This is a genomic window from Paracidobacterium acidisoli (assembly GCF_003428625.2).
Taxonomy (GTDB): Bacteria; Acidobacteriota; Terriglobia; order Terriglobales; family Acidobacteriaceae; genus Paracidobacterium; species Paracidobacterium acidisoli.
Window position 1 is genome coordinate 293,656 of the sequence record NZ_QVQT02000001.1, and the last position, 18,874, is coordinate 312,529.

The 18,874-nt window shown below is 63.0% G+C and carries 17 protein-coding genes; 12 read left to right on the plus strand and 5 right to left on the minus strand.

Features of this window, described 5'->3' with window-relative positions; translation table 11 throughout:
- Nucleotides 1-23: 23 nt before the first annotated feature.
- Complete coding sequence (locus tag D0Y96_RS01275; RefSeq protein WP_117297473.1) at nt 24-938, minus strand: hypothetical protein; 915 nt, start codon at nt 936-938, stop codon at nt 24-26.
- A 285-nt stretch (nt 939-1,223) separates the two neighbouring features.
- On the opposite strand from D0Y96_RS01275, the gene D0Y96_RS01280 reads away from it, so the two are divergent.
- Nucleotides 1,224-1,928, plus strand: a complete 705-nt coding sequence (locus D0Y96_RS01280; protein WP_117297475.1) for a hypothetical protein — start codon at nt 1,224-1,226, stop codon at nt 1,926-1,928.
- A 138-nt stretch (nt 1,929-2,066) separates the two neighbouring features.
- Here the strand turns inward: D0Y96_RS01280 and D0Y96_RS01285 are convergent, their stop codons facing one another.
- On the minus strand, nt 2,067-2,246 hold the full coding sequence (locus D0Y96_RS01285; protein WP_117297477.1) for a hypothetical protein: 180 nt from the start codon (nt 2,244-2,246) through the stop codon (nt 2,067-2,069).
- Nucleotides 2,247-2,497: 251 nt separating this feature from the next.
- Here D0Y96_RS01285 and uvrA point away from each other — a divergent pair, with 251 nt between their 5' ends.
- Both uvrA and D0Y96_RS01295 read left to right on the plus strand, forming a co-directional pair.
- Nucleotides 2,498-5,428 carry an excinuclease ABC subunit UvrA gene (gene uvrA / locus D0Y96_RS01290; protein ID WP_117297479.1) on the plus strand — a complete coding sequence of 977 codons (2,931 nt, stop codon included), beginning with the start codon at nt 2,498-2,500 and terminating at the stop codon, nt 5,426-5,428.
- Nucleotides 5,425-6,348: a CPBP family intramembrane glutamic endopeptidase gene (locus tag D0Y96_RS01295; RefSeq protein ID WP_117297481.1), complete on the plus strand. Its 924-nt coding sequence runs from the start codon at nt 5,425-5,427 to the stop codon at nt 6,346-6,348. The genes uvrA and D0Y96_RS01295 overlap by 4 nt, the downstream gene beginning before the upstream one ends.
- Nucleotides 6,349-6,354: 6 nt before the next feature.
- Here D0Y96_RS01295 and D0Y96_RS01300 read toward each other — a convergent pair whose 3' ends face one another.
- On the minus strand, nt 6,355-6,855 hold the full coding sequence (locus D0Y96_RS01300; protein WP_117297484.1) for a DinB family protein: 501 nt from the start codon (nt 6,853-6,855) through the stop codon (nt 6,355-6,357).
- A gap of 259 nt (nt 6,856-7,114) precedes the next feature.
- Between D0Y96_RS01300 and D0Y96_RS01305 the strand changes: the two genes are divergently transcribed.
- The gene (locus D0Y96_RS01305; protein ID WP_147324885.1) at nt 7,115-7,393 is read left to right on the plus strand and encodes a hypothetical protein; all 279 of its coding nucleotides are present in this window, start codon (nt 7,115-7,117) and stop codon (nt 7,391-7,393) included.
- Nucleotides 7,394-7,551: 158 nt separating this feature from the next.
- Entirely contained in the window at nt 7,552-8,154 is a 603-nt protein-coding gene (gene pyrE, locus D0Y96_RS01310) for an orotate phosphoribosyltransferase (RefSeq protein ID WP_117297488.1), read from the plus strand.
- Between the two features lie 116 nt (nt 8,155-8,270).
- Here pyrE and D0Y96_RS01315 read toward each other — a convergent pair whose 3' ends face one another.
- Nucleotides 8,271-9,029, minus strand: coding sequence for an OmpA family protein (locus D0Y96_RS01315; RefSeq protein WP_117297987.1), 759 nt, complete (start codon nt 9,027-9,029; stop codon nt 8,271-8,273).
- Nucleotides 9,030-9,312: 283 nt separating this feature from the next.
- On the opposite strand from D0Y96_RS01315, the gene uvrC reads away from it, so the two are divergent.
- The 5 genes from uvrC (at nt 9,313) to D0Y96_RS01340 (ending at nt 15,235) form a co-directional block, all read left to right on the plus strand.
- On the plus strand, nt 9,313-11,271 hold the full coding sequence (gene uvrC, locus D0Y96_RS01320; protein ID WP_117297491.1) for an excinuclease ABC subunit UvrC: 1,959 nt from the start codon (nt 9,313-9,315) through the stop codon (nt 11,269-11,271).
- A 190-nt stretch (nt 11,272-11,461) separates the two neighbouring features.
- Complete coding sequence (locus tag D0Y96_RS01325) at nt 11,462-11,731, plus strand: type II toxin-antitoxin system Phd/YefM family antitoxin (protein WP_117297493.1); 270 nt, start codon at nt 11,462-11,464, stop codon at nt 11,729-11,731.
- Between the two features lie 23 nt (nt 11,732-11,754).
- Entirely contained in the window at nt 11,755-12,156 is a 402-nt protein-coding gene (locus tag D0Y96_RS01330; protein ID WP_350448942.1) for a PIN domain-containing protein, read from the plus strand.
- A 78-nt stretch (nt 12,157-12,234) separates the two neighbouring features.
- Complete coding sequence (locus D0Y96_RS01335; protein ID WP_117297498.1) at nt 12,235-13,851, plus strand: ArnT family glycosyltransferase; 1,617 nt, start codon at nt 12,235-12,237, stop codon at nt 13,849-13,851.
- 19 nt (nt 13,852-13,870) lie between these two features.
- Entirely contained in the window at nt 13,871-15,235 is a 1,365-nt protein-coding gene (locus tag D0Y96_RS01340; RefSeq protein ID WP_117297500.1) for an APC family permease, read from the plus strand.
- A 58-nt stretch (nt 15,236-15,293) separates the two neighbouring features.
- On the opposite strand, the gene D0Y96_RS01345 is transcribed toward D0Y96_RS01340, so the two are convergent.
- A complete protein-coding gene (locus D0Y96_RS01345; RefSeq protein ID WP_117297502.1) occupies nt 15,294-17,549 on the minus strand; it encodes a DUF6600 domain-containing protein in 2,256 nt (751 codons plus the stop codon).
- A gap of 465 nt (nt 17,550-18,014) precedes the next feature.
- Here D0Y96_RS01345 and D0Y96_RS01350 point away from each other — a divergent pair, with 465 nt between their 5' ends.
- Both D0Y96_RS01350 and D0Y96_RS01355 read left to right on the plus strand, forming a co-directional pair.
- Nucleotides 18,015-18,392 (plus strand): ArsR/SmtB family transcription factor, encoded by a 378-nt coding sequence (locus D0Y96_RS01350; protein ID WP_117297506.1) that lies wholly within the window; start codon nt 18,015-18,017, stop codon nt 18,390-18,392.
- Nucleotides 18,389-18,874 (plus strand): SRPBCC family protein, encoded by a 486-nt coding sequence (locus D0Y96_RS01355; protein ID WP_117297508.1) that lies wholly within the window; start codon nt 18,389-18,391, stop codon nt 18,872-18,874. Before D0Y96_RS01350 ends, D0Y96_RS01355 begins: the two co-directional genes overlap by 4 nt.

An 18,874-nucleotide genomic window follows, 5' to 3' on the forward strand; every position in this document is an offset into this window, starting at 1 on the left:
GTGCAGAGCCTGACCGGGGCAGGTCAGGAGATCTGATCCATAGGCAGTTCCAGTGCAAAGGGGTGCTGCCCGTCCACCGCGGCATACACCCACAATCCGTGAAAAGCCTGGCGCAGCTCGGGGTGCTGCTCCAGCATGGCCTTCATAACCATCACCACCTGGGCGCGCGCCGCCACGGGATCGGTCGCGCCTGCCGCCTTGTAGGTGATCACCAGATCCAGACCGCCCAGCGATCCGTCCGTAGTGATGTTTGTGATGCTGAAACTCTGCCCTCCGGCCTTCAGCTCCATCGGGTCCTGCCCCGGCAGCTCCTCCGGATGCACCGCCTGAGCCTCGCGGCGCAGCTTGTCGAGGTTGGGGCTGGAGAGAAAATCCACCGGAGCCAGCAGCGGCGTCGCCGTCTGGTAATAGAACCAGGCATTCCAGTTCTGCTTCTTCTTCGCGTAATCGCGCGCCGCCCGCCAGTACCACAGGCCGTCATGCCCCGCGGCCAGCAGCGGACGCACAAAAAAGCCGGCCAGCTTCCAGGAGCTGCTGCCGGCCGGATCATTTTCGAGCACCATCGAAAGCTGCTGCGGCTGGTCCACGCCCGTCGCGTGCACCAGAACGAATCCATAATTTCCAGGAGGAAGCTGCGGAATCGAAAAAGTGACCGTCATCTGCGAACCCGGCAGCGCGCAGAAAAACTGCGTATCCTCGGTCGACCTCAGATCCGTGGCATTCAGCAGATAAAGCGCATTCACTGTTACCAACGCGTGCTCGATCTCCGGATGAACCGTCTGGATCGTCGCGGCAATCCCGTCAAACTGCGACGCCACCGGAGCGATCGTGACCGCCCGCACCGCCGCCGCGTTGCCCGCCTGCATATCGGCGGCAATCCGCCGCGCCGCCTGCGCCAGCGCCCCGCGCTGCACATCGGTCATCTGCGATTCCGTCACGCACGACACCGCCCACGCCGGGGCGGAGATTAAAAGCAGCAATATCAGCCCGCTAACGCAGCGGATGGCGGAACGGCAGCCTGGCATCATGCAACGCAAATTCTACCTTCGGCAAAGATATTCCTGAGCGAATCTGAATCACTGCTAGTCTAGTACACAGAGGGCGATACACGTCCCGGGTAATGCCCGCCCGTCTCCTCCATGCTGAAGAGCTTCCATTCCGCAACGTGCCTCTCAACGGCAGTTCTTCTTCTGGCAACAGCGCCTTTTTGCGCAGCCCAGGTCATGCAGCCCCCCGGAACCCTGCCCAACGGCCGCCGCGTCGCTGTGCCGCCGCAGTTTTACAGGCAGCAGCAGCCCGGCCCTTCGCAGCAGATCCGTCCCGGCCAGCCTCCCGCGCCGTCGGCAGCGCCCTCATCGTCTCAGGGATCGCCAGCGTCGTCCCAGCCCGTTCCGGCACCGGCCGCCGCGCCTGGCCATGCTCCCTCGCTTTCAGACAAGCCCGCTCAGCCCGCCCAGGTTCACCTGACCTCGGGAGATCTTTCCGTCCAGGCCGATAACTCCAGCCTCGTCCAGATCCTGCACGACGTCTCCTCCTCGACCGGCATGACCGTCGACGGACTCGGCAAAGACCAGCGCGTCTTCGGCAGCTATGGCCCGGCAAAGACCAGCGACGTGCTCTCCGCGCTGCTTGAAGACTCCGGATACAACGTCATGATGGTCGGCGCCACCTCAGGCGGCGCGCCCCGTCAGCTCTTCCTCACGCCCCGCAATGCCTCCACGCCGGCCGCCGGTGCTCCTCAGCCTCGTCCTGCACAGGACGAGGCCGAAGACGACGCACCCACTCCCGAGCCGCCGCCGCCCATGCAGTCGCCCGACCAGCCCGAGGTGCGCACGCCGCAGCAGATGCTGCAGCAGTTGCAGCGCATGCGTCAGCAGCGCCAGCAGGATGAGCAGCAGGAGCCGCAGCAACCGCCTCAGCAGCAGTAAGCGCATACGCCTGCATCAGCACACTCCCTGCAGCGAAGACGCGTCCGCCCTCGCCTGAGGAGCGGGCTCAAAATATGAAAATAGCTTAAAAAACGAAATTCCCTCGCCGAAGGCGGCTCTGAAGCGAGAGAAACAGGCTCAGGCCTGAGAGGTGTGAACGATCTGTGTCTTGGCCGGTGCTTCCGCGGCCACCGAGCGAGCGTGCATGCGAAGCGCGGCGAAGGCAGCGCGGCACATGGCATAGGCCATCAGCACCCCCAGCGCGAGCGCGGCGAGACCTGCGCATACCAGCATCAGTAAATTGATTGCGTCCTGCATTCCTGAATTCGTTTCCGCCTGGCCCTGCCCGGCTGTCTTCTTACCCTGGATCTCTGTGTCTGCAGAAATTTAAGCCTGCAAACTCTTCAGATGCATTCTCGCAGAGATACACATGCGTTGACCCTTGTTTCTGTTGCCAAATAAGATACCTAAAGGGGTTCTGTGTCCCAATTCTAACCAGTACTTCCCGATTCAAAACCGGAATCCGAATCTGCCTTCTGGATTTTCTGGTTTTTTCGCACAAACGTAACATGGCTATTACACACATCACGGTGCGGGGCGCACGCGAGCATAATCTGCGCGACATCAGCGTGCAGATTCCCCGCAACACGCTTACCGTCGTCACCGGCCTCTCCGGCTCCGGAAAATCCTCGCTCGCCTTCGACACCATCTACGCCGAAGGCCAGCGTCGTTACGTGGAGACGTTATCGGCCTACGCGCGGCAGTTTTTAGATCAGATCGAGCGCCCCGACGTCGATTCCATCGAAGGCCTCAGCCCCGCCATCTCCATCGAGCAGAAGACCACCAGCCGCAGCCCCCGCTCCACCGTCGGCACCATCACCGAGATCTACGACTATCTCCGCCTGCTCTATGCCTCCATCGGCATTCCGCACTGCCCAAACTGCGGCCGCCAGATCTCGCGCCAGAGCGCCGAGCAGATCGTCGAGCGCATCCTCGCCCTCGCACCCGGCGAGCGCGTCACCATCTACGCGCCCATCGTGCGCGGACGCAAGGGCGAGTTTAAGGAACTCCTCGACAAGATCGAGCAGCAGGGCTTCAAAGCCCGCGTCGACGGCGTCCTGCGCGATCTCTCCGAGCCCATCGAGCTCGAAAGGCGGAAGAACCACACCATCGAAGCCGCCGTCTATCGCGCCGTGCTCAAGCCAGGCATCGAAAAGGCGCTGGCCTCCTCCGTCGAGAAGGCGCTGCAGATGGCCAGCGGCCTCGTGCTCGTCGCCACGCAGAACGACGAGCAGCTCTACTCTTCGTCCATGGCCTGCCCCGACTGCGGCCTCGACGTGCCGAAGCTCGAGCCGCGCAGCTTCTCCTTCAACAGCACCTATGGAGCCTGCCCCGAGTGCCACGGCCTCGGCAGCATCTACGACTTCGATCCCGCAAAGATCATCAAAGACTGGTCGAAGCCTCTGCTCGACGGCGCGCTCGGCCCCGGCTCCGGCTCGCAGTATCTTCTGCGCCTCATCCACCTCGCCGCGCAGAAGTACAAAATCAATCTGAAGACGCCCTTCGAGCAGCTCCCGCAAAAGCAGCAGGACCTCCTGCTCTACGGCCCTCCCAAATCCGAAGCGCCGCGCACCGGCTTCCACGGCATCCTCGCGTATCTGCGCGACTCGCTCGAAGAGTCGAAGCACGAATCCTGGCGCGAGGCCATGATGGAGTACATGTCCGCCTCCGTCTGCCCCGCCTGCAAAGGGCAGCGCCTGCGGCCCGAATCACTCGCCGTCAAAATCGGCGGCCTGTCCATCGCCGGCTTCACCGCTCTGCCGCTGCAGCGTGCGCTCACCGCCGCCCTCCAGCTCTCCTTCAGCGCGCGCGAGGCCCTCATCGCCGAGCGTCTGCGCCGCGAGATCGTCGAGCGCCTCGAATTCCTCAACGCCGTCGGCCTCGGCTATCTCTCGCTCAGTCGCAACGCCGCCACGCTCTCCGGCGGAGAAGGCCAGCGCATCCGCCTCGCCACGCAGATCGGCTCACGCCTTCGCGGCGTCCTCTACGTCCTCGACGAGCCCTCCATCGGCCTGCACCAGCGCGACAACCAACGCCTCATCACCGCGCTCGAATCGCTGCGCAATCTCGGCAACACCGTCCTCGTCGTCGAGCATGACGAGGACACCATCCGTCACGCCGACTACGTCCTCGATCTCGGCCCCGGAGCCGGCAAGCTCGGCGGCCACGTCGTCGCCGAAGGCACGCCCGCCGACATCATGCGCGCTCCGCAGTCGCTCACCGGCCGCTACCTCGCCGGAGAAAAATCCACGCTGCACCGCCTCGCTCCGCGCCCGCTCACCGGCAAATGGATCACCGTCGAAGGCGCACGCAGCCACAACCTGCGCAACCTCACAGCGCGCTTCCCCGTCGGCGTCATGACTGTCGTCACCGGCGTCTCCGGCTCCGGCAAAAGCACGCTGGTCAACGACATCCTTTACCGCGCCCTCGCAAAGCAGCTCTACGGCTCGCGCGAAGAACCCGGCGAACACACCCGCATCACCGGCTTCGAACACCTCGACAAGGCCATCCGCATCGACCAGTCTCCCATCGGCCGCACCCCGCGCTCCAATCCCGCGACCTACACCGGCGTCTTCTCCGCCATCCGCGATCTCTTCGCCATGCTGCCCGAGTCGCGCGAGCGCGGCTACAAGCCCGGCCGCTTCTCCTTCAACGTCGCCGGAGGACGCTGCGAAGCCTGCCAGGGCGAGGGCCAGCGCCGCATCGAGATGAACTTCCTGCCCGACGTCTACGTCGAGTGCGAAGTCTGTAACGGCCGCCGTTACAATCAGGAGACGCTCGCCGTCAAATTCAACGGCTACTCCATCGCCGACGTGCTCGACCTCGCCATCGAAGACGCGCTGCCCGTCCTCACCGACATTCCCACCGTGCGGCAAAAGCTCGAAACCCTCGTCGATGTCGGCCTCGGCTACATTCACCTCGGCCAGGCCGCCACCACGCTCTCCGGCGGCGAAGCCCAGCGCATGAAGCTCGCCCGCGAGCTCTCCAAGCGCCAGACCGGACGCACCCTCTATCTGCTCGACGAGCCCACCACCGGCCTGCACTTCGACGATGTGCACAAGCTGCTCGCGGTGCTGCACCGCCTCACCGATCTCGGCAACACCATCATCATCATCGAGCACAACCTCGACGTCGTCCGCAACGCCGACTGGATCATCGACCTCGGCCCCGAAGGCGGCGAAGACGGCGGCCAGATCGTCGCCGAAGGCCCGCCCGAGCAGATCGCCGCCGTCACGCAGTCGCATACCGGAGACTTCCTGCGCCGCTACTACGCCGCCTCGCCCGGCGGACCGGATCAATCGAACGGATCTGCAGGAGCCGTCATCGCCGCCCCGCCTGTAAACGGAAGCGACCCCGCATCCGTCAGAAAAGAAGCCGCAGCCTCCGGAAACGGAACCGGAAAGCGGCGCAAAGCCACGAAGAAAGAGCGGGCGCAATGAACGAAGACGATCTCTCCGGGCAGCCGGAGCTCCTGCATCAGCCCGCTCCTCTGTCTTTGCCCGATTACGAGCCGCCGCAGTACAGAGAAATTCCCGTCCCCGCACCGCCGCCGCTCATTCCGAACATCGGCCACGCGATCTTCTTCTTCCTGCTCGCCGTTCCTGCTTTTGTCGGTGGAGAAGTCCTCAGCGCCTTCCTGCTGCGTCTGGTCCTGCATCCCGCCGGACGCTCCGCCAGCCTGCGTTCCATCTTTCTGCTCATGCAGAGCGACGTGCGCTACAGCATGCCCACGCAGGCCATCATCTACGGCATGCTCATCCTCTTCGCCGCGCCGGTCTTCTCACTTCTCTGGCACCGCTCTTTTGTCGAAGGCATTCACTGGAACAGCGAAATCGCCGGACGCCGCTTCTTCTGGCTCATCGCTCTCGGTCTTGGCGTCGGCTTCGGCATCTCGCTGCTCGGCAACTATCTGCCTATGCCGAAAAATCCGCCCATCATGGCCGAGATGATCAAGACGCCCCTCGGCGCATGGATGATGCTCATCTTCGGCATCTTCATCGCTCCGCCCATCGAGGAGCTCGCCTTCCGCGGCTTTCTGCTGCCCGCGCTGGTCAATGTCTTCCGCTGGCTGGCACGCCGCGACGATATCGGCGACTCCACCGTAAAGTGGCTCGGCATCCCCGCCTCCATCGTGCTGACATCAATCCCCTTCGCTCTGCTGCATGCGCCGCAGGTATCCGACTCCTGGGGACCGCTGGCGCTCATCGGCGCCGTCAGCATCGTGCTTTGCGTCGTGCGTCTCGCTATGAGCTCCGTCGCCGCCAGCTCCGTCGTCCACGCCGCCTACAACTTCACCCTCTTCGCCGGCATCCTCGTCGAAACCGGCGGCTTCCGCCATCTTGAAAAGCTGACGATGTAGCCTCTCTCATCCGAGAGGCTGGTCATCCGCCGACGGCCCATAGACGCCCGGCACCGGCACATCCAGCAGACGCAGATACACGCTCAGCTGCCCGCGATGATGAATCAGATGATCCATCACGATGGTGCGCAGCGCCATCCCCCGCGGCATCGCCATCATCACGCGCTCGCCCAGCCGGATCGACCACTCCGCCTTCAGCTGCTCTTCCGTCAGGCCCGGAATCAGCTCCTGCGCCCTCGCGGCGCTGCTCTCGAACTTCTCCAGCATCTCGGTCTTGGTCGCCGCCTGATAGGGCGCAAACCCCGGCTGCCGCACCAGCGTCTCCAGCTCCACCACCTGCACCGCGCGGTTCGGAAGATCCGACACATGCGACGCCAGCCTGCCCAGCATCATCGACCGCTCATGCGGCCTCCATCCCCACTGCTCTTCCGGAACCCGCTCCAGCATCCTGCGCGTCGCGCCCATCTCACGGTCAAACTCTTTGACGAAAACTTCGAGGAAGTCCATATGAGCGGCAGCATACCACGGCTGTTACCCCCGCTTTGCCGCGTCAGGCAACTGCAGCGGTGCTTCCCGCGCTCAGAACCTGCAGGTGCTTTTTCGGCCGTGGGTCACTTTGAATGATTTTGGGAAGGGCACGGCTTCAGCCGCTGAGGAATGGTTTGTCTTTTCACATCTCAAACGGGTCCACAACCCTTTTTTCGGGAGCTATCCTGTCTTCGAAGTTGTCGGAGATAATTCTGAAGTTTGCTATCGGAGGTAATCCGTGAATTCCATGCGCTGGAAAGACATGGCTGCAATGCTGCTCATCGGAGACGGTGTCATGGCGATGCTTTGCCCGCACCGTGACACAAGCGTCTGGAAGATGGGCCCGCCCGAGTGGAACAGCCTCATGAAGTATCTCGATGACCGCCCCGCCCTCACCCGTCTCGTCGGAGCCGTGCAGGTTGCCGCCACCGTCGCCTGGGTGCTCAACGGCCCCTGCCCCGAAGGCCCGCAGAGGGAAAGCCGTCATAAGGACGATTCCGCCGCAGCCGCCGTCTGATTATTCACGCTTCTCTGCAGTCATGCTGACAGGGCGCCCCATGTCCGGATCTTCGGACATGGGCTCTCTGCCTTCATCTCAGCCAATCCCAATCGCTCCCGCGTGCGAAAATTGCACTTGCACCGTCTTTGCAGAAATCACAGGACTCAGCCAGCTTCATGACCACCACTCATCGCGCCGCTCTGCTTCATCTCCTCGCTCGCATCTCCTTCCGCCTCGGCGACTTCACACTCTCCTCCGGAGCAAAGAGCGACTACTACATCGACTGCCGCACCACCACGCTGCACGCCGAAGGCGGACGCCTCACCGGCCTCGCCATCCTCGACCTGCTGCATGAGCATCACCTGAAGCCCGCCGCCGTCGGCGGCCTCACCCTCGGCGCCGATCCGGTCGTCTCCGCCGTCTCCATCGCCAGCGCCTGGCAGGCGCAGCAGCACGCGGCCGCACCGCTCATACACGGCTTCCTCGTCCGCAAAGCCGAAAAGACCCACGGCACCGGCCGCCGCATCGAAGGCTTTCTGGAAAAGGATGCGCCCGTGCTCATCGTCGACGATGTCTGCACCACCGGCGCCTCCACCATCAACGCCATCGAAGCCGCCCGCGAAGCCGGCATGAACGTCATCGCCGCCATCTGCCTCGTCGAGCGCGAAGAAGCCAAAGGACGCGCCGCTCTCGAAAAGGCCTGCGGCGATGCTCCCTTTCTCAGCCTCTTCACCTCGGCCGACGTGCGCGCCGAGCACGTCCGCCATCTCGCTCTCTGAGCCGCCCCGCGCTTCCCCACAAAAATAAAAAGAGGACGCAGTGTTTGCTGCGTCCTCCGATAGTGCAGGCTTTCACCTGCAGGTTGGTCTGGGGGTTGAGGGTTTGGGGGTAGGCGTTACTCCGACGCGCTGCTGCCGTTGCCGCTGCCCGCAATACTGCCGGTCTGCGCAGGCGCCGGCGTCGCGCTCTGATCGTTGCTCAGAAGCTGAATGGTGACGCGGCGGTTCTTCTTCCGGCCCGCTGCCGTGCTGTTCGAAGCCACTTCCTGATCCTTGCCGATGCCGATCAGATAGAACTTGTGCGCCGGCACGTTGTACTTCGCCGCCAGATACTGCACCACCGCCTGCGCGCGGCGCTGGCTCAGATCGTAGTTGTATTCCTTCGATCCCGTGGAATCTGTTCCGCCCGTCACTTCGAGGATGTAGCTCTTCGTGTTGGTCATCTGTGAGGCAAACTCGTCGAGCTGCGCCTTGTCCGTTTTGGTCAGATCGGCCTTGTCGAAGCCGAAATTCACCGAAGCATCCGCGACTGACTTGTAGCTGTCCAGGTTTGAAATCACGCTGGCCAGTGAATCGGCGCGGTTCACCGCTTCCTGTGCCGACTGCTGCGCCTGGCTTGCGGACTGGTTGGCGCTCTGCGCCGACTGCTGCGCCTGGTTGGCTGCGCCCTGCGCCTGCTGGATACCGGCCTGGGCGCGCTGATCCACATCGTGGATATTGCGGTTGTTCGTCGCTGTCGCGTCGTCCAGTTCGTTGGTTTGCTGAATAATGGGCGCCGTCTGGCTGCGAACATAGTTCTTGGTCGTGCAGCCGCTGGCCAGCAGCAGCGAAAATGCCCCAAGCGCCGATACAGCCTGCAATCCTGTTCTTGCCATTCGAGTCATTCGGGATACTCCGTATCTCTGTATTTGGTTCTTTCTGCTGGAGAGCTCGCCGCAGCCTGCACGCCTCATCTCCCCGTACACCTCCTGCAGGTGCAAGCCCCCTGCCAAACGCCGCGGTTCACTGCAAATTCATTGAATTACGTTACTTGCGCGTAAACGGAGGATTGCAGCACGACGCTCGCCGCCCCCAAATCGAGTATTTTTTACGCGATCCTCTCCATCGCACCCTCCACAGTTACCGGCGAAGAAACGGCTAAACTGGTAAAGAGCCGCAATGGATTTACACGAGAAGATTCGAACCCTGCCAACGCGGCCCGGCGTGTATCTCTACAAAAACGCCGGCGGCGAGGTCATCTACGTCGGCAAGGCGAAAAACCTTCGCTCCCGCGTCCGCTCCTATCTGCTCGAAGCCTCCCAGGCCAACGCCAAGACCGGCTCGCTCATGCGCGAGGCCATCGACGTCGACTACATCCTCGTCGACAACGAGCACGAGGCCCTCGCCCTCGAAAACAACCTCATCAAGCAGCGCAAGCCGCGCTTCAATATCCTGCTGCGCGACGACAAGACCTACCCCTACGTCAGGCTCACCCTCGCCGACCGCTATCCCAGGGTCTTCGTCACCCGCCGCCTGCGCAAAGACGGCAGCGCTTACTACGGCCCTTACTTTCCCGGAAACCTCGCCTGGCGCATCGCCGATCTCATCCACCGCAGCTTCCTCATCCCCAGCTGCAAGGTCGATCTCTCCCGCTACCATCCCCGCCCCTGCCTGCAGTACTACATCCATCGCTGCCTCGGCCCCTGCGTCGAAGGCCTCACCACGCCCGAGGCCTACCGCGAAGCCGTCCGCGACACGCAGATGTTCCTCGAAGGCCGAGGCACCGAGCTGAGCAAATCCATCGAGCAGCGCATGCAGGCCGCCGCCGAAAACGAGCAGTTCGAGCTGGCCGCAAAATACCGCGATCTGCTCATCACCATCAGCCAGCTCAGCGAAAAGCAGCGCATCGCCTCCACCGAAAACGACGACGCCGACGTCTACGGCTATCACTACGAAAACGGCATGATCGCCGTAAACCTCTTCCACATGCGAGGCGGCAAAATCGTCGACCGCCGCGAGTTCTTCTGGGAAGACCTGCCCGAGTTCGTCCTCGAATCCGGCGAGGAAGAAGCCTCCGCGCTCGCCTCCGGAGCCTCGCAGCCCTTCGATTCGTCCGCCTTCTTCTCCGCGCTGCTCAAGCAGCTTTACATCGATCAGCACTACGTTCCCAAAAGCATCTTCGTCCCCGTCGACTTCGCCGACCGCGAGACTCTTTCGGCCCTGCTCGCCGAGCGCACCGGCCATCGCGTCGAACTCGCCGCTCCGCAGCGCGGCGAAAAGCGCTCGCTCGTCGATCTCGCCGGGCAAAACGCGAAGCAGAGCTACGATCAGCGCTTCCGCGTCCTGCAGCCTTCGCAAAAGGCCATTCAGGAGGCCCTGCAGGACATCTTCATGCTCGAAGATCCGCCGCGCCGCATCGAGTGCTTTGACATCTCGCACATTCAGGGCGCCGAGACCGTCGCCTCCATGGTCGTCTGGGAAGACGGCGCGATGAAGAAATCGGCTTACCGCAAATTCAAAATCAAAACCGTCGAGGGCGTCGACGACTTCGCTTCCATGCGCGAGGTCGTCTCCCGCCGCTATCGCCGCATTCTCGAAGGCTCGAACGCCGCGGGCAACGGCAAACAGGAAGACAACGGCAAACAGGAAAAGGAGCCGAAAGAGGCCCCCAGCCTCATCCTCATCGACGGCGGCCTCGGCCAGCTCCACGCCGCCGCTGCCGCGCTCGAAGAGCTGGGCCTCACCACGCAGCCGCTCGCCTCCATCGCCAAGCGCGAAGAGATCATCTACCTCTACGGTCAGGAGAACGATCCCATCGTCCTCGATCGCCGCTCACCGGTCCTGCACCTCATCCAGCGCATTCGCGACGAGTCGCACCGCTTCGCCATCACCTATCACCGCAAGCGCCGCGAGATGCGCGACCGCGACTCCGAGCTGCTCACCATCCCCGGCGTCGGCGCGCGCACCCGCCAGCGCCTGCTCGAACACTTCGGCAGCCTGCGCAGCGTGCAGAACGCCGGCCTTGAAGCGCTGACCGCCGTCGTCTCCCGCAAAACCGCGGAGACCATCCACGCGCACTTCCACGCCGATGCCGCTGCAGCCGAAAATCCCCTGCCCATCCTCGACAACGGCGCGTAAACGGCGGTGGGTCAGTTTGAATGGTTCTGTATCAGGGCACGGCTTCAGCCGTGCCGTAAGAGATTCAAATGGAGCGCGGCTTTAGCCGCTGCGGAATGGTTTGTTTTCTCTCCATTGCAGACGGACCGTCCACCACTTCCTTGCAATTTCTTTCAAATAAGTCGAAAATTGTGTACACAGGAGTACGCAAATGACCTCTCGAACACAGCAGGTCGGCGTCCGCGAGTTCCGTGAAAATCTCTCCAGCTACCTGCTTCGGGCGGGCGGCCCCATAGCTATTACCCGCCATGGCGATACGATCGGTCTCTTCATGCCTGTGCGGCGCAAACGCACAGCGGAAGAGCGGGCGGAGCTCGATGCAATTGCAGAGAAGCTCTACAAAGAGATGGAAAATGCCGGAGTAACAGAAGAAGACATCGTCCGGGAGTTCAATGAACTGCGTGCGGCAAGCCGCAAATGAGCACAGAAACAGAAAAGGGGCTGGTGATCGATGCCAATATTCTGATCCGTGCCGTATTTGGAAGAAGAGTTCGCCGCATTCTGGAAACCAGCGATAAGGCGGTGTTCTGCTGCCCCGAATTCTGTATCGAGGAAGCTCGAAAACGTATTCCGGTGATTGCAGAACGGCAAAGCCGGGATCGGCATCTTTCTCTTCTCGCACTGGACAAAGTCAGCCTGCTGATTACGCCTGTCCAGGAGGATTTTTATCAATCGCTGTACGCCGACGCCAACGCCCGCATTGCCTCCCGCGACCCGGATGACTGGCCCATCGTAGCTACAGCATTGTTTCTGAATCTTGCCATCTGGACGGAAGACCTCGACTTCTTCGGCTGCGGTCTTCCCACATGGACAACAGACCGCGTGGAGATCTACCTGCGGGACTAACTCTTCAGCGCAGGAACTTCCCTGCCATCCTCTGCGTAGTGCATCCTGTAGCGCAGGCATTTTTACCGGGCGGACAACATGCACACTTCACAGCTCTCGACCGCTCCCCCGCAAAAGAACGCCCCACTGCGTCACTTCCTCCTGCTCTGCGCCGCCTTCGCGCTGCTCAAGCTGGCCATTCAGGTCGTTGGCAACATCCTCGCGCAGCATGCCGGCTACGGCATCTTCCGCGACGAGATGTACTACCTCATCTGCGGCCGCCATCTCGCCTTTGGATACGTCGATCAGCCGCCGCTCACCGCGCTCCAGGCGCGCCTCACCGAGATCCTCTTCGGCTACGGCCACATGTGGTCCCTGCGTCTCTTCTCCGCGCTCGCCGGAGCAGCCAAAGTCTTCCTCACCGGCCTCATCGTCCGCGCCCTCGGTGGAAACCGCCTCGCTGCATCGCTCGCCATGCTCGGCGTCATCGTCGTCGGCGTCTACCTTGGCATCGACGGCTTCCTCTCCATGAACTCCTTCGAGCCCGTCTTCTGGATGACCTGCGCGCTCGCCCTCATTCACATCGTGCAGATCGATCCGGAAGACCGCGCAAAACGGCACATCCTTCGCAACTGCTGGATCATCCTCGGCATCAGTGCCGGTCTCGGTCTCGAAAACAAGGACAACATCGTCTTCTTCCTCGTCGCCGTGCTCATTGCGCTGCTGCTCACTCCGCAGCGCCGCATTCTGCGCAGCCGCTGGTTCGCTCTCTCGCTCGCCATCATCGTTCTGCTTGCTCTGCCCAACCTGCTCTGGCAGATTCACTATCACTTCCCTACCCTCGAATGGCTCAACGACGTCCGCCACAGCGACAAGGATGTGAAACTGTCACCGTTACATTTCCTTATGGCGCAGATGATGATGCTCACTCCCTGGACCATCCTCCTCTGGCTCAGCGGCATCTTCTGGCTGCTCTTCGCAAAGGCTGCGCGCCCCTTCCGCTTCCTCGGCGTCCTCTATCTCGTCTTCCTGCCCGTGATGATGGCGCTCAACGCCAAGGACTACTACCTTGCGCCCATCTATCCTCTCTACTTCGCCGCCGGAGCCGTCCTGTGGGTGGCGTGGGCCTCGAAGGCAACGTGGCGCAGAGCCCTCATCGGCCTCTACGCACTGCTGCTCGTCATCGGATTCTTCCTCACCGTCCCCTTTTCCATCCCCGTTCTGCCGCCGCAGCAGTTCCTCACCTGGTCGAAGATCATGCACTTCCAGCCCAAAGACTCGGAGAACCACTCCGCGACCATCCTGCCGCAGTTCTATGCCGACCGCTTCGGCTGGCATGAGATGGTCGAAAAGGTCGCCGCCATCTACAACGCGCTCCCGCCCGATCAGCGCGCCGTCACCGGCATCTTCACCGGCAACTATGGCGAAGCCAGCGCCATCAATCTCTACGGCCCGAAGTACGGACTCCCCGTCGCCATCAGCGGCCATCAGAACTACTGGATCTGGGGTCCGCACGGCTACACCGGCCAGGAGATGATCATCATCGCTTACCACGCCACCGTCGATTCGCTGCAGCAGTCCTATGCCTCCTGCGCCGTCGCCGGCCGTCTCGACAACCCGCTCGCCATGCCATGGGAGCAGGGCCCCATCTTTCTTTGCCGTGGCAGAAAAGCCACCCTTGCGTCAGACTGGAAAGACTTCAGGTTCTATTACTGATCTCCGGAGCCTCTCCGCATTGAGCACTGCCGCCGACGCATCGCCCACTCTTCCCCGCGTCCTCGGCACCTCGCACGCCACGGCCATCGTGGTCGGCACCATCATCGGCAGCGGCATCTTTCTCGTTCCGCACGAAATGATGCAGGCCACCGGCTCGTCCACACTCGTCTATCTTGCCTGGATCATCGGTGGTCTGCTCTCTCTCTTCGGCGCCATGACCTACGCCGAGCTCAGCACTCTGCTTCCTTACGCGGGCGGCGAATATGTCTACATCCGCGGCGTCTACGGCGATCTGCCCGCCTTCCTCTATATGTGGACCTGGTTCGCCGTCGCCAAGCCCGCCTCCATCGCCAGCGTCACCACCGGACTCGCCCGCACCCTCGCCATCTTCCACGCCTTCGCCTGGCTCGATGCGACCGCGCTCCGCATCCCCTTCGCCGTCGCCTGGTCGCAGCTCTTCGCCATCGCCATCACCTGGCTCATCACCGGCCTCAACTATCTCGGCATCAAAAAGGCAGGAGACTTCCAGCTCGTCTTCACCTGGCTCAAAGGCATCCTCATCGTCGTCATCGCCGGCTTCTGCTTCGCCTCCGGCTCCGGCTCTCTCGCCAACTTCCGCACCTCATTCCACGCGGCTCACGGCGGCTTCGGCGGATTCATGATCGCGCTCATCGCCGCGCTCTGGGCCTACGACGGCTGGAACGATCTCACCATGGTCGCCGGTGAAATCCGGCATCCCCGGCGCAGCCTGCCCATCGCCCTCATCGCCGGACTCGCCATCGTCGGCGTCCTCTTCATGGCCACCAACGCCGGCATTCAGTACATTCTTCCCGCCGCTCAGATCGCCGCCGCTCCACGCCCCGCCGTCTCCGCGCTCGCGGTCGTCACCGGCCCCTGGGGAGCAACGTTCGTTTCCATCGCCATGGCCGTCAGCATCCTCGTCACGCTCAACGGAACCATCATGTCCGGCGCGCGCGTGCCCTTCGCCGCCGCACGCGATGGACTCTTCTTCCGCCGCATGGCCGACATCCATCCCCGCTTTCGCAGCCCATCGACCTCGCTCATCGTGCAGGCGCTGCTCACCACCGGACTGCTCCTCGCCGTCGGCCGCTTCCAGCAGTTGTTTGAGCTGGCCATCTTCGCCGAGTGGCTCTTCTACATGATCACCGCCACCACCATCTTTCTCTATCGCCGCCGCTCCGCTCCCGTCACCGCCTGGCGGCTCCGCGGATACCCTGCCGTCCCCGCGCTCTTCATCGCCGCCGCCGCCGTGCTGCTCGTCTATTCGTACGCTGAAAACTTCAAAAACTCTCTGCTCGGCACCGCCATCATCCTGCTCGGCATCCCGTTGTTTTTTCTCTTCCGCAGGCGCGTTTCCGCATAGGCGCAGGCAAATAAAAAAAGGCCCCGCCGAAGCGGAGCCTTTTCTGTTGCTGTTCAGCTTACTGCTGCGGCTGTGGTGGCTCCTCCTGCTTTGGCGGCGGTTCTTTTCTCGGCTTCTGCTTCTCCTCGGGACGCGCTCCCGGCTTCTGCGGCGCAGGACGGTTCTGCGCCTCAGGACGAGCCTGCGGAGCCGGACGATTCGGCGCAGCAGGGCGCGGCTGTGCCGGCGGACGGTTATTGTTCTCCGTCACCCGCGGGTGCATCGGCTCCGGCCCTACCGCCTTCGGTCCCGACTGCGGAACAGCAGGCGCCGGCTTCGGCCTGACCGGACGCACGTAGTTCTGCCCTCCCGGCCGGTTATTCTCCGGCTGCGTTCCCGGAGCATTTTGGTTCGGAGCCGGCCGGCTGTTGTTCCCCGGCGTATTGGGACGATTGTTCCCCGGCATGTTCGGCCGGTTCTCATTCGGACGGTTATTCACCGGCGGCTGATTATTCGCCGGCGGTGTTGGCCGGTTATTCACCGGAGCACCAGGCCGGTTCGCCTCCGGAGACGCCGGCCGCGGTTGAATCACCGGCGTCGACGGATGATTGTTGTTATTGTTCGCTCCCGGCACAGGCCGCGCATTGTTCCCTGGCTGGCCCGGACGATTCATCGCCGGATTCCCCGGTTGATTCGGCTGGCCCGCCGCAGGCTGACCCGGACGCGGTGCCGCCGGCCGTACATTCGGAGCCACCGGCCGTGTCGCCGGACGGATCGCGCTCGGCGGAGCCGGCTTCGGCAGAGACGCCGGCGTAAAGCGCTGCCGGTTCGAGGTCGGCGTAGCCGCCGTGCGTCCATGCGGCGTCATCAGCACCGGCCTCGCCACAGGCCGCGACACATTCACCGCCGGCCGCGTCATAGCCGGACGCGCCGGAGCCGCCACCGGAGGCCGCGCCATCACAATCGGTGCCCGCGCCAGCTGCTGCTGCTGCTGCGTATTCAGCCGCACCATCGACTGTTGCACCCGCGCACCCGAGGTCATCGCATTCTGGTTCACCACCACCACGCGCGTGCGGTTCACATAGTTCACATTCGTTACGCGAATCTGATTCACGTTCGTGACGTTGCGCGTGTTGTTGATGAAGACGTTGTAGTTGTTGACGATCGTCGTGTTGTGAATCACCGTGATGTTCACGTTGGTCACGTTCACCGTCCGCACGTAGTTCGGCGAGCAGCGGTACCACGGCACGTACGGCTCGGCCACGCCCAGCGGGAACCATGCCGCCACGCCTCCTCCGCCGCCGAAGCTCACCCCCACCGAAACGCCCGGACCGCCGCCCACGAAGGCGACAAACGCCGGAGCATACACCGGACGCACATTCACCGGTCCCGGCACCCATCCCCAGCGTCCACCTACCGTCACCCAGCGTCCGTAATGGAACGGCGCATACCCCCAAGCTGCATCGTCGACCCATGTATAACCCCACGGCGCCACATACGCCCAGTGGCCCACCGTGTACGGCTGCCAGCCCGCGGCCACGCTGCGCGGATACCACACCGGCCCGTAATCCGGTGTCGGCGTCCACGATCCGTAATCGTCCAGATCGTCGTAGCCCGGAATATCTCGGCTCACATACCGCGCCGAGACCGAAGCCTGGATATGGCGGTCGCGCTCTTCGCTCCAGCGGTCCAGATCATCGGGAGGCATCATGTCCACGGCGCCGATCTCGATCGCGTTCGTGCCGTACAGCTGCACCGCCTCGCCCTGATCCACCTCCTGGTTTACATTCGGGCCGGCAATCTGCACCGTGCCCGCATTCACCTGCACCACCGATCCCTGATTGTCCGGATACACATTGATCCGGTAATCGCCCGGCTGCTGCATGATCACCGCGCCGTTCGGCGTGTCCACCTCGATCGTCCCGCCCGGCACCAGCGCGTACACGCGCACCCGCACGCTGCCCTGCGCCACGCCAACCTGCTCGTAGTCATCGGTCAGGTTGGTCAGCGTCACGTCGCTGCCGCCGCCCAGCCGCAGATCGTTCGATCCGTTCTGCAGCACCGCGCGTCCTCCCTGGTCCACATACAGGCGGTCGCCGCTCGTCATCGGATAATTCGGCGGAGCCGCGCTCCACTCATCCGCGCCCGCCGTCTGCAGCGACACATTTCCGCCGATCCAGGCGATGCGCGCCACACGCCCCGGCGGGTCCTCATCCTGCGCAAAGGTGGATACCGCACAAAAAAGAACCGCGGCCATCACCGCGGTCATTACGCCAAACATCGGCAGCTTCCTGCAGATCCGTATACCGGATGCGGGGGTCATGCTGGTCTTCATACGTTCTCCGGGCCCTGTAAAGCCTTGCTGGTGAAAACCCGCTTCTCGCGGGAAGTGGGCAGGACCGGAAGATCTTCTCCGCTCCCGCGTTGCCGCAGAGCCGGCCCAGCCGCTGCCCGCCTGCGAACGATCGGCAAAATCTTCAGAGAAACCGGCGGCGTCCGCGCCTTATCCGGTTCGCATGCGCCTTTGCCAGGCCCGTCTTCCGGCCTCGATTGCCAGGGAGTATACCCCACCATCCTTTCTTTTTGCTGAACGGCTCTGCTCTCTCTTCCGCTCAGAACCCGCATCGCGAAGTTTCCACCCGCTCCCGCACCAAAATGGTTGCACCCTGGGATGCCTCCTTCGCCCGCCACGTCCACACGGCCTCGACAATTCGCAATACCCTGCCCGAAAATCCCCCTCAATATCTTTCGAAAAATCCTCCCTTGACATATTCCGATATAGGAATGTATTGTTCCGGTCATGGCAAGAGCAAGCACCACCTCGGACGCCTTCAACGCCGTGGCCGAGCCCCGCCGGCGCGAGATTCTTACGTATCTCGCCGGGGTCGAGCGGCCCGTCGGTGAAATCGTCGCAGCCCTCGGCCTCGAACAGCCCTCCGTCTCCAAACACCTCCGCGTGCTGCGCGACGTCGGCCTCGTTCGCATGCGCTGCCAGGGCCGCCAGAAGCTCTACAGAACCAACGCCGAAGCCATTCGCCCCCTCCACGAGTGGACCGCGACCTTCGAGCGCTACTGGCAGCATCAGCTGCATCACGTTAAGGCGCGCGCCGAAGCCATGGCTCGCGGCGTCGCAGCAGATCCACACACATCCGACCCGAATCTCAAGGAGAAAGCATGATTCCCACCGAACAGACCCTCGAAAACCTCACCCTCACCATCAACCAGGAGATCCACGTCCAGGCCTCCCTCGACATCACCTTTGCCGCTCTGCTCGAACAGCTCGGCCCCGGCAACGAGACCCCCGACGGCAAATCCCTCAATATGAGAATCGAGCCCTGGCCCGGCGGCCGCTGGTACCGCGACCTCGGCGACGGCAATGGACACTTCTGGGCTAACGTGCAGGCCATCAAACGCCCCACGCTGCTCGAATTCGCCGGTCCCCTCTTCGCTTCATTTCCCTTCGTCTCCAACGTGCAGTACCGCCTGAGCGAAGTCGATGGGGGAACCCTCATCTCCTTCCGCCACACCGCCCTCGGTTTCGTTCCTGAAGAGCACCGGCCCGGCATGCATAAAGGCTGGTCCCTGATGCACGATCGCGTTCGTAAACATGCCGAGGCCAGCGGGCAACAGCTCGCGTCGCAGTCAGCCAATCGCGGATGA

Excerpts from the sequence above, each read along its gene's own strand:
- D0Y96_RS01280 (WP_117297475.1), top strand. The coding sequence starts at position 1,224 with ATGCAGCCCCCCGGAACCCTGCCCAACGGCCGCCGCGTCGCTGTGCCG.
- D0Y96_RS01285 (WP_117297477.1), bottom strand. The coding sequence starts at position 2,246 with ATGCAGGACGCAATCAATTTACTGATGCTGGTATGCGCAGGTCTCGCC.
- uvrA (WP_117297479.1), top strand. The coding sequence starts at position 2,498 with ATGGCTATTACACACATCACGGTGCGGGGCGCACGCGAGCATAATCTG.
- D0Y96_RS01295 (WP_117297481.1), top strand. The coding sequence starts at position 5,425 with ATGAACGAAGACGATCTCTCCGGGCAGCCGGAGCTCCTGCATCAGCCC.
- D0Y96_RS01300 (WP_117297484.1), bottom strand. The coding sequence starts at position 6,855 with ATGGACTTCCTCGAAGTTTTCGTCAAAGAGTTTGACCGTGAGATGGGC.
- pyrE (WP_117297488.1), top strand. The coding sequence starts at position 7,552 with ATGACCACCACTCATCGCGCCGCTCTGCTTCATCTCCTCGCTCGCATC.
- D0Y96_RS01315 (WP_117297987.1), bottom strand. The coding sequence starts at position 9,029 with ATGGCAAGAACAGGATTGCAGGCTGTATCGGCGCTTGGGGCATTTTCG.
- uvrC (WP_117297491.1), top strand. The coding sequence starts at position 9,313 with ATGGATTTACACGAGAAGATTCGAACCCTGCCAACGCGGCCCGGCGTG.
- D0Y96_RS01325 (WP_117297493.1), top strand. The coding sequence starts at position 11,462 with ATGACCTCTCGAACACAGCAGGTCGGCGTCCGCGAGTTCCGTGAAAAT.
- D0Y96_RS01335 (WP_117297498.1), top strand. The coding sequence starts at position 12,235 with ATGCACACTTCACAGCTCTCGACCGCTCCCCCGCAAAAGAACGCCCCA.
- D0Y96_RS01345 (WP_117297502.1), bottom strand. The coding sequence starts at position 17,549 with ATGAAGACCAGCATGACCCCCGCATCCGGTATACGGATCTGCAGGAAG.
- D0Y96_RS01350 (WP_117297506.1), top strand. The coding sequence starts at position 18,015 with ATGGCAAGAGCAAGCACCACCTCGGACGCCTTCAACGCCGTGGCCGAG.
- D0Y96_RS01355 (WP_117297508.1), top strand. The coding sequence starts at position 18,389 with ATGATTCCCACCGAACAGACCCTCGAAAACCTCACCCTCACCATCAAC.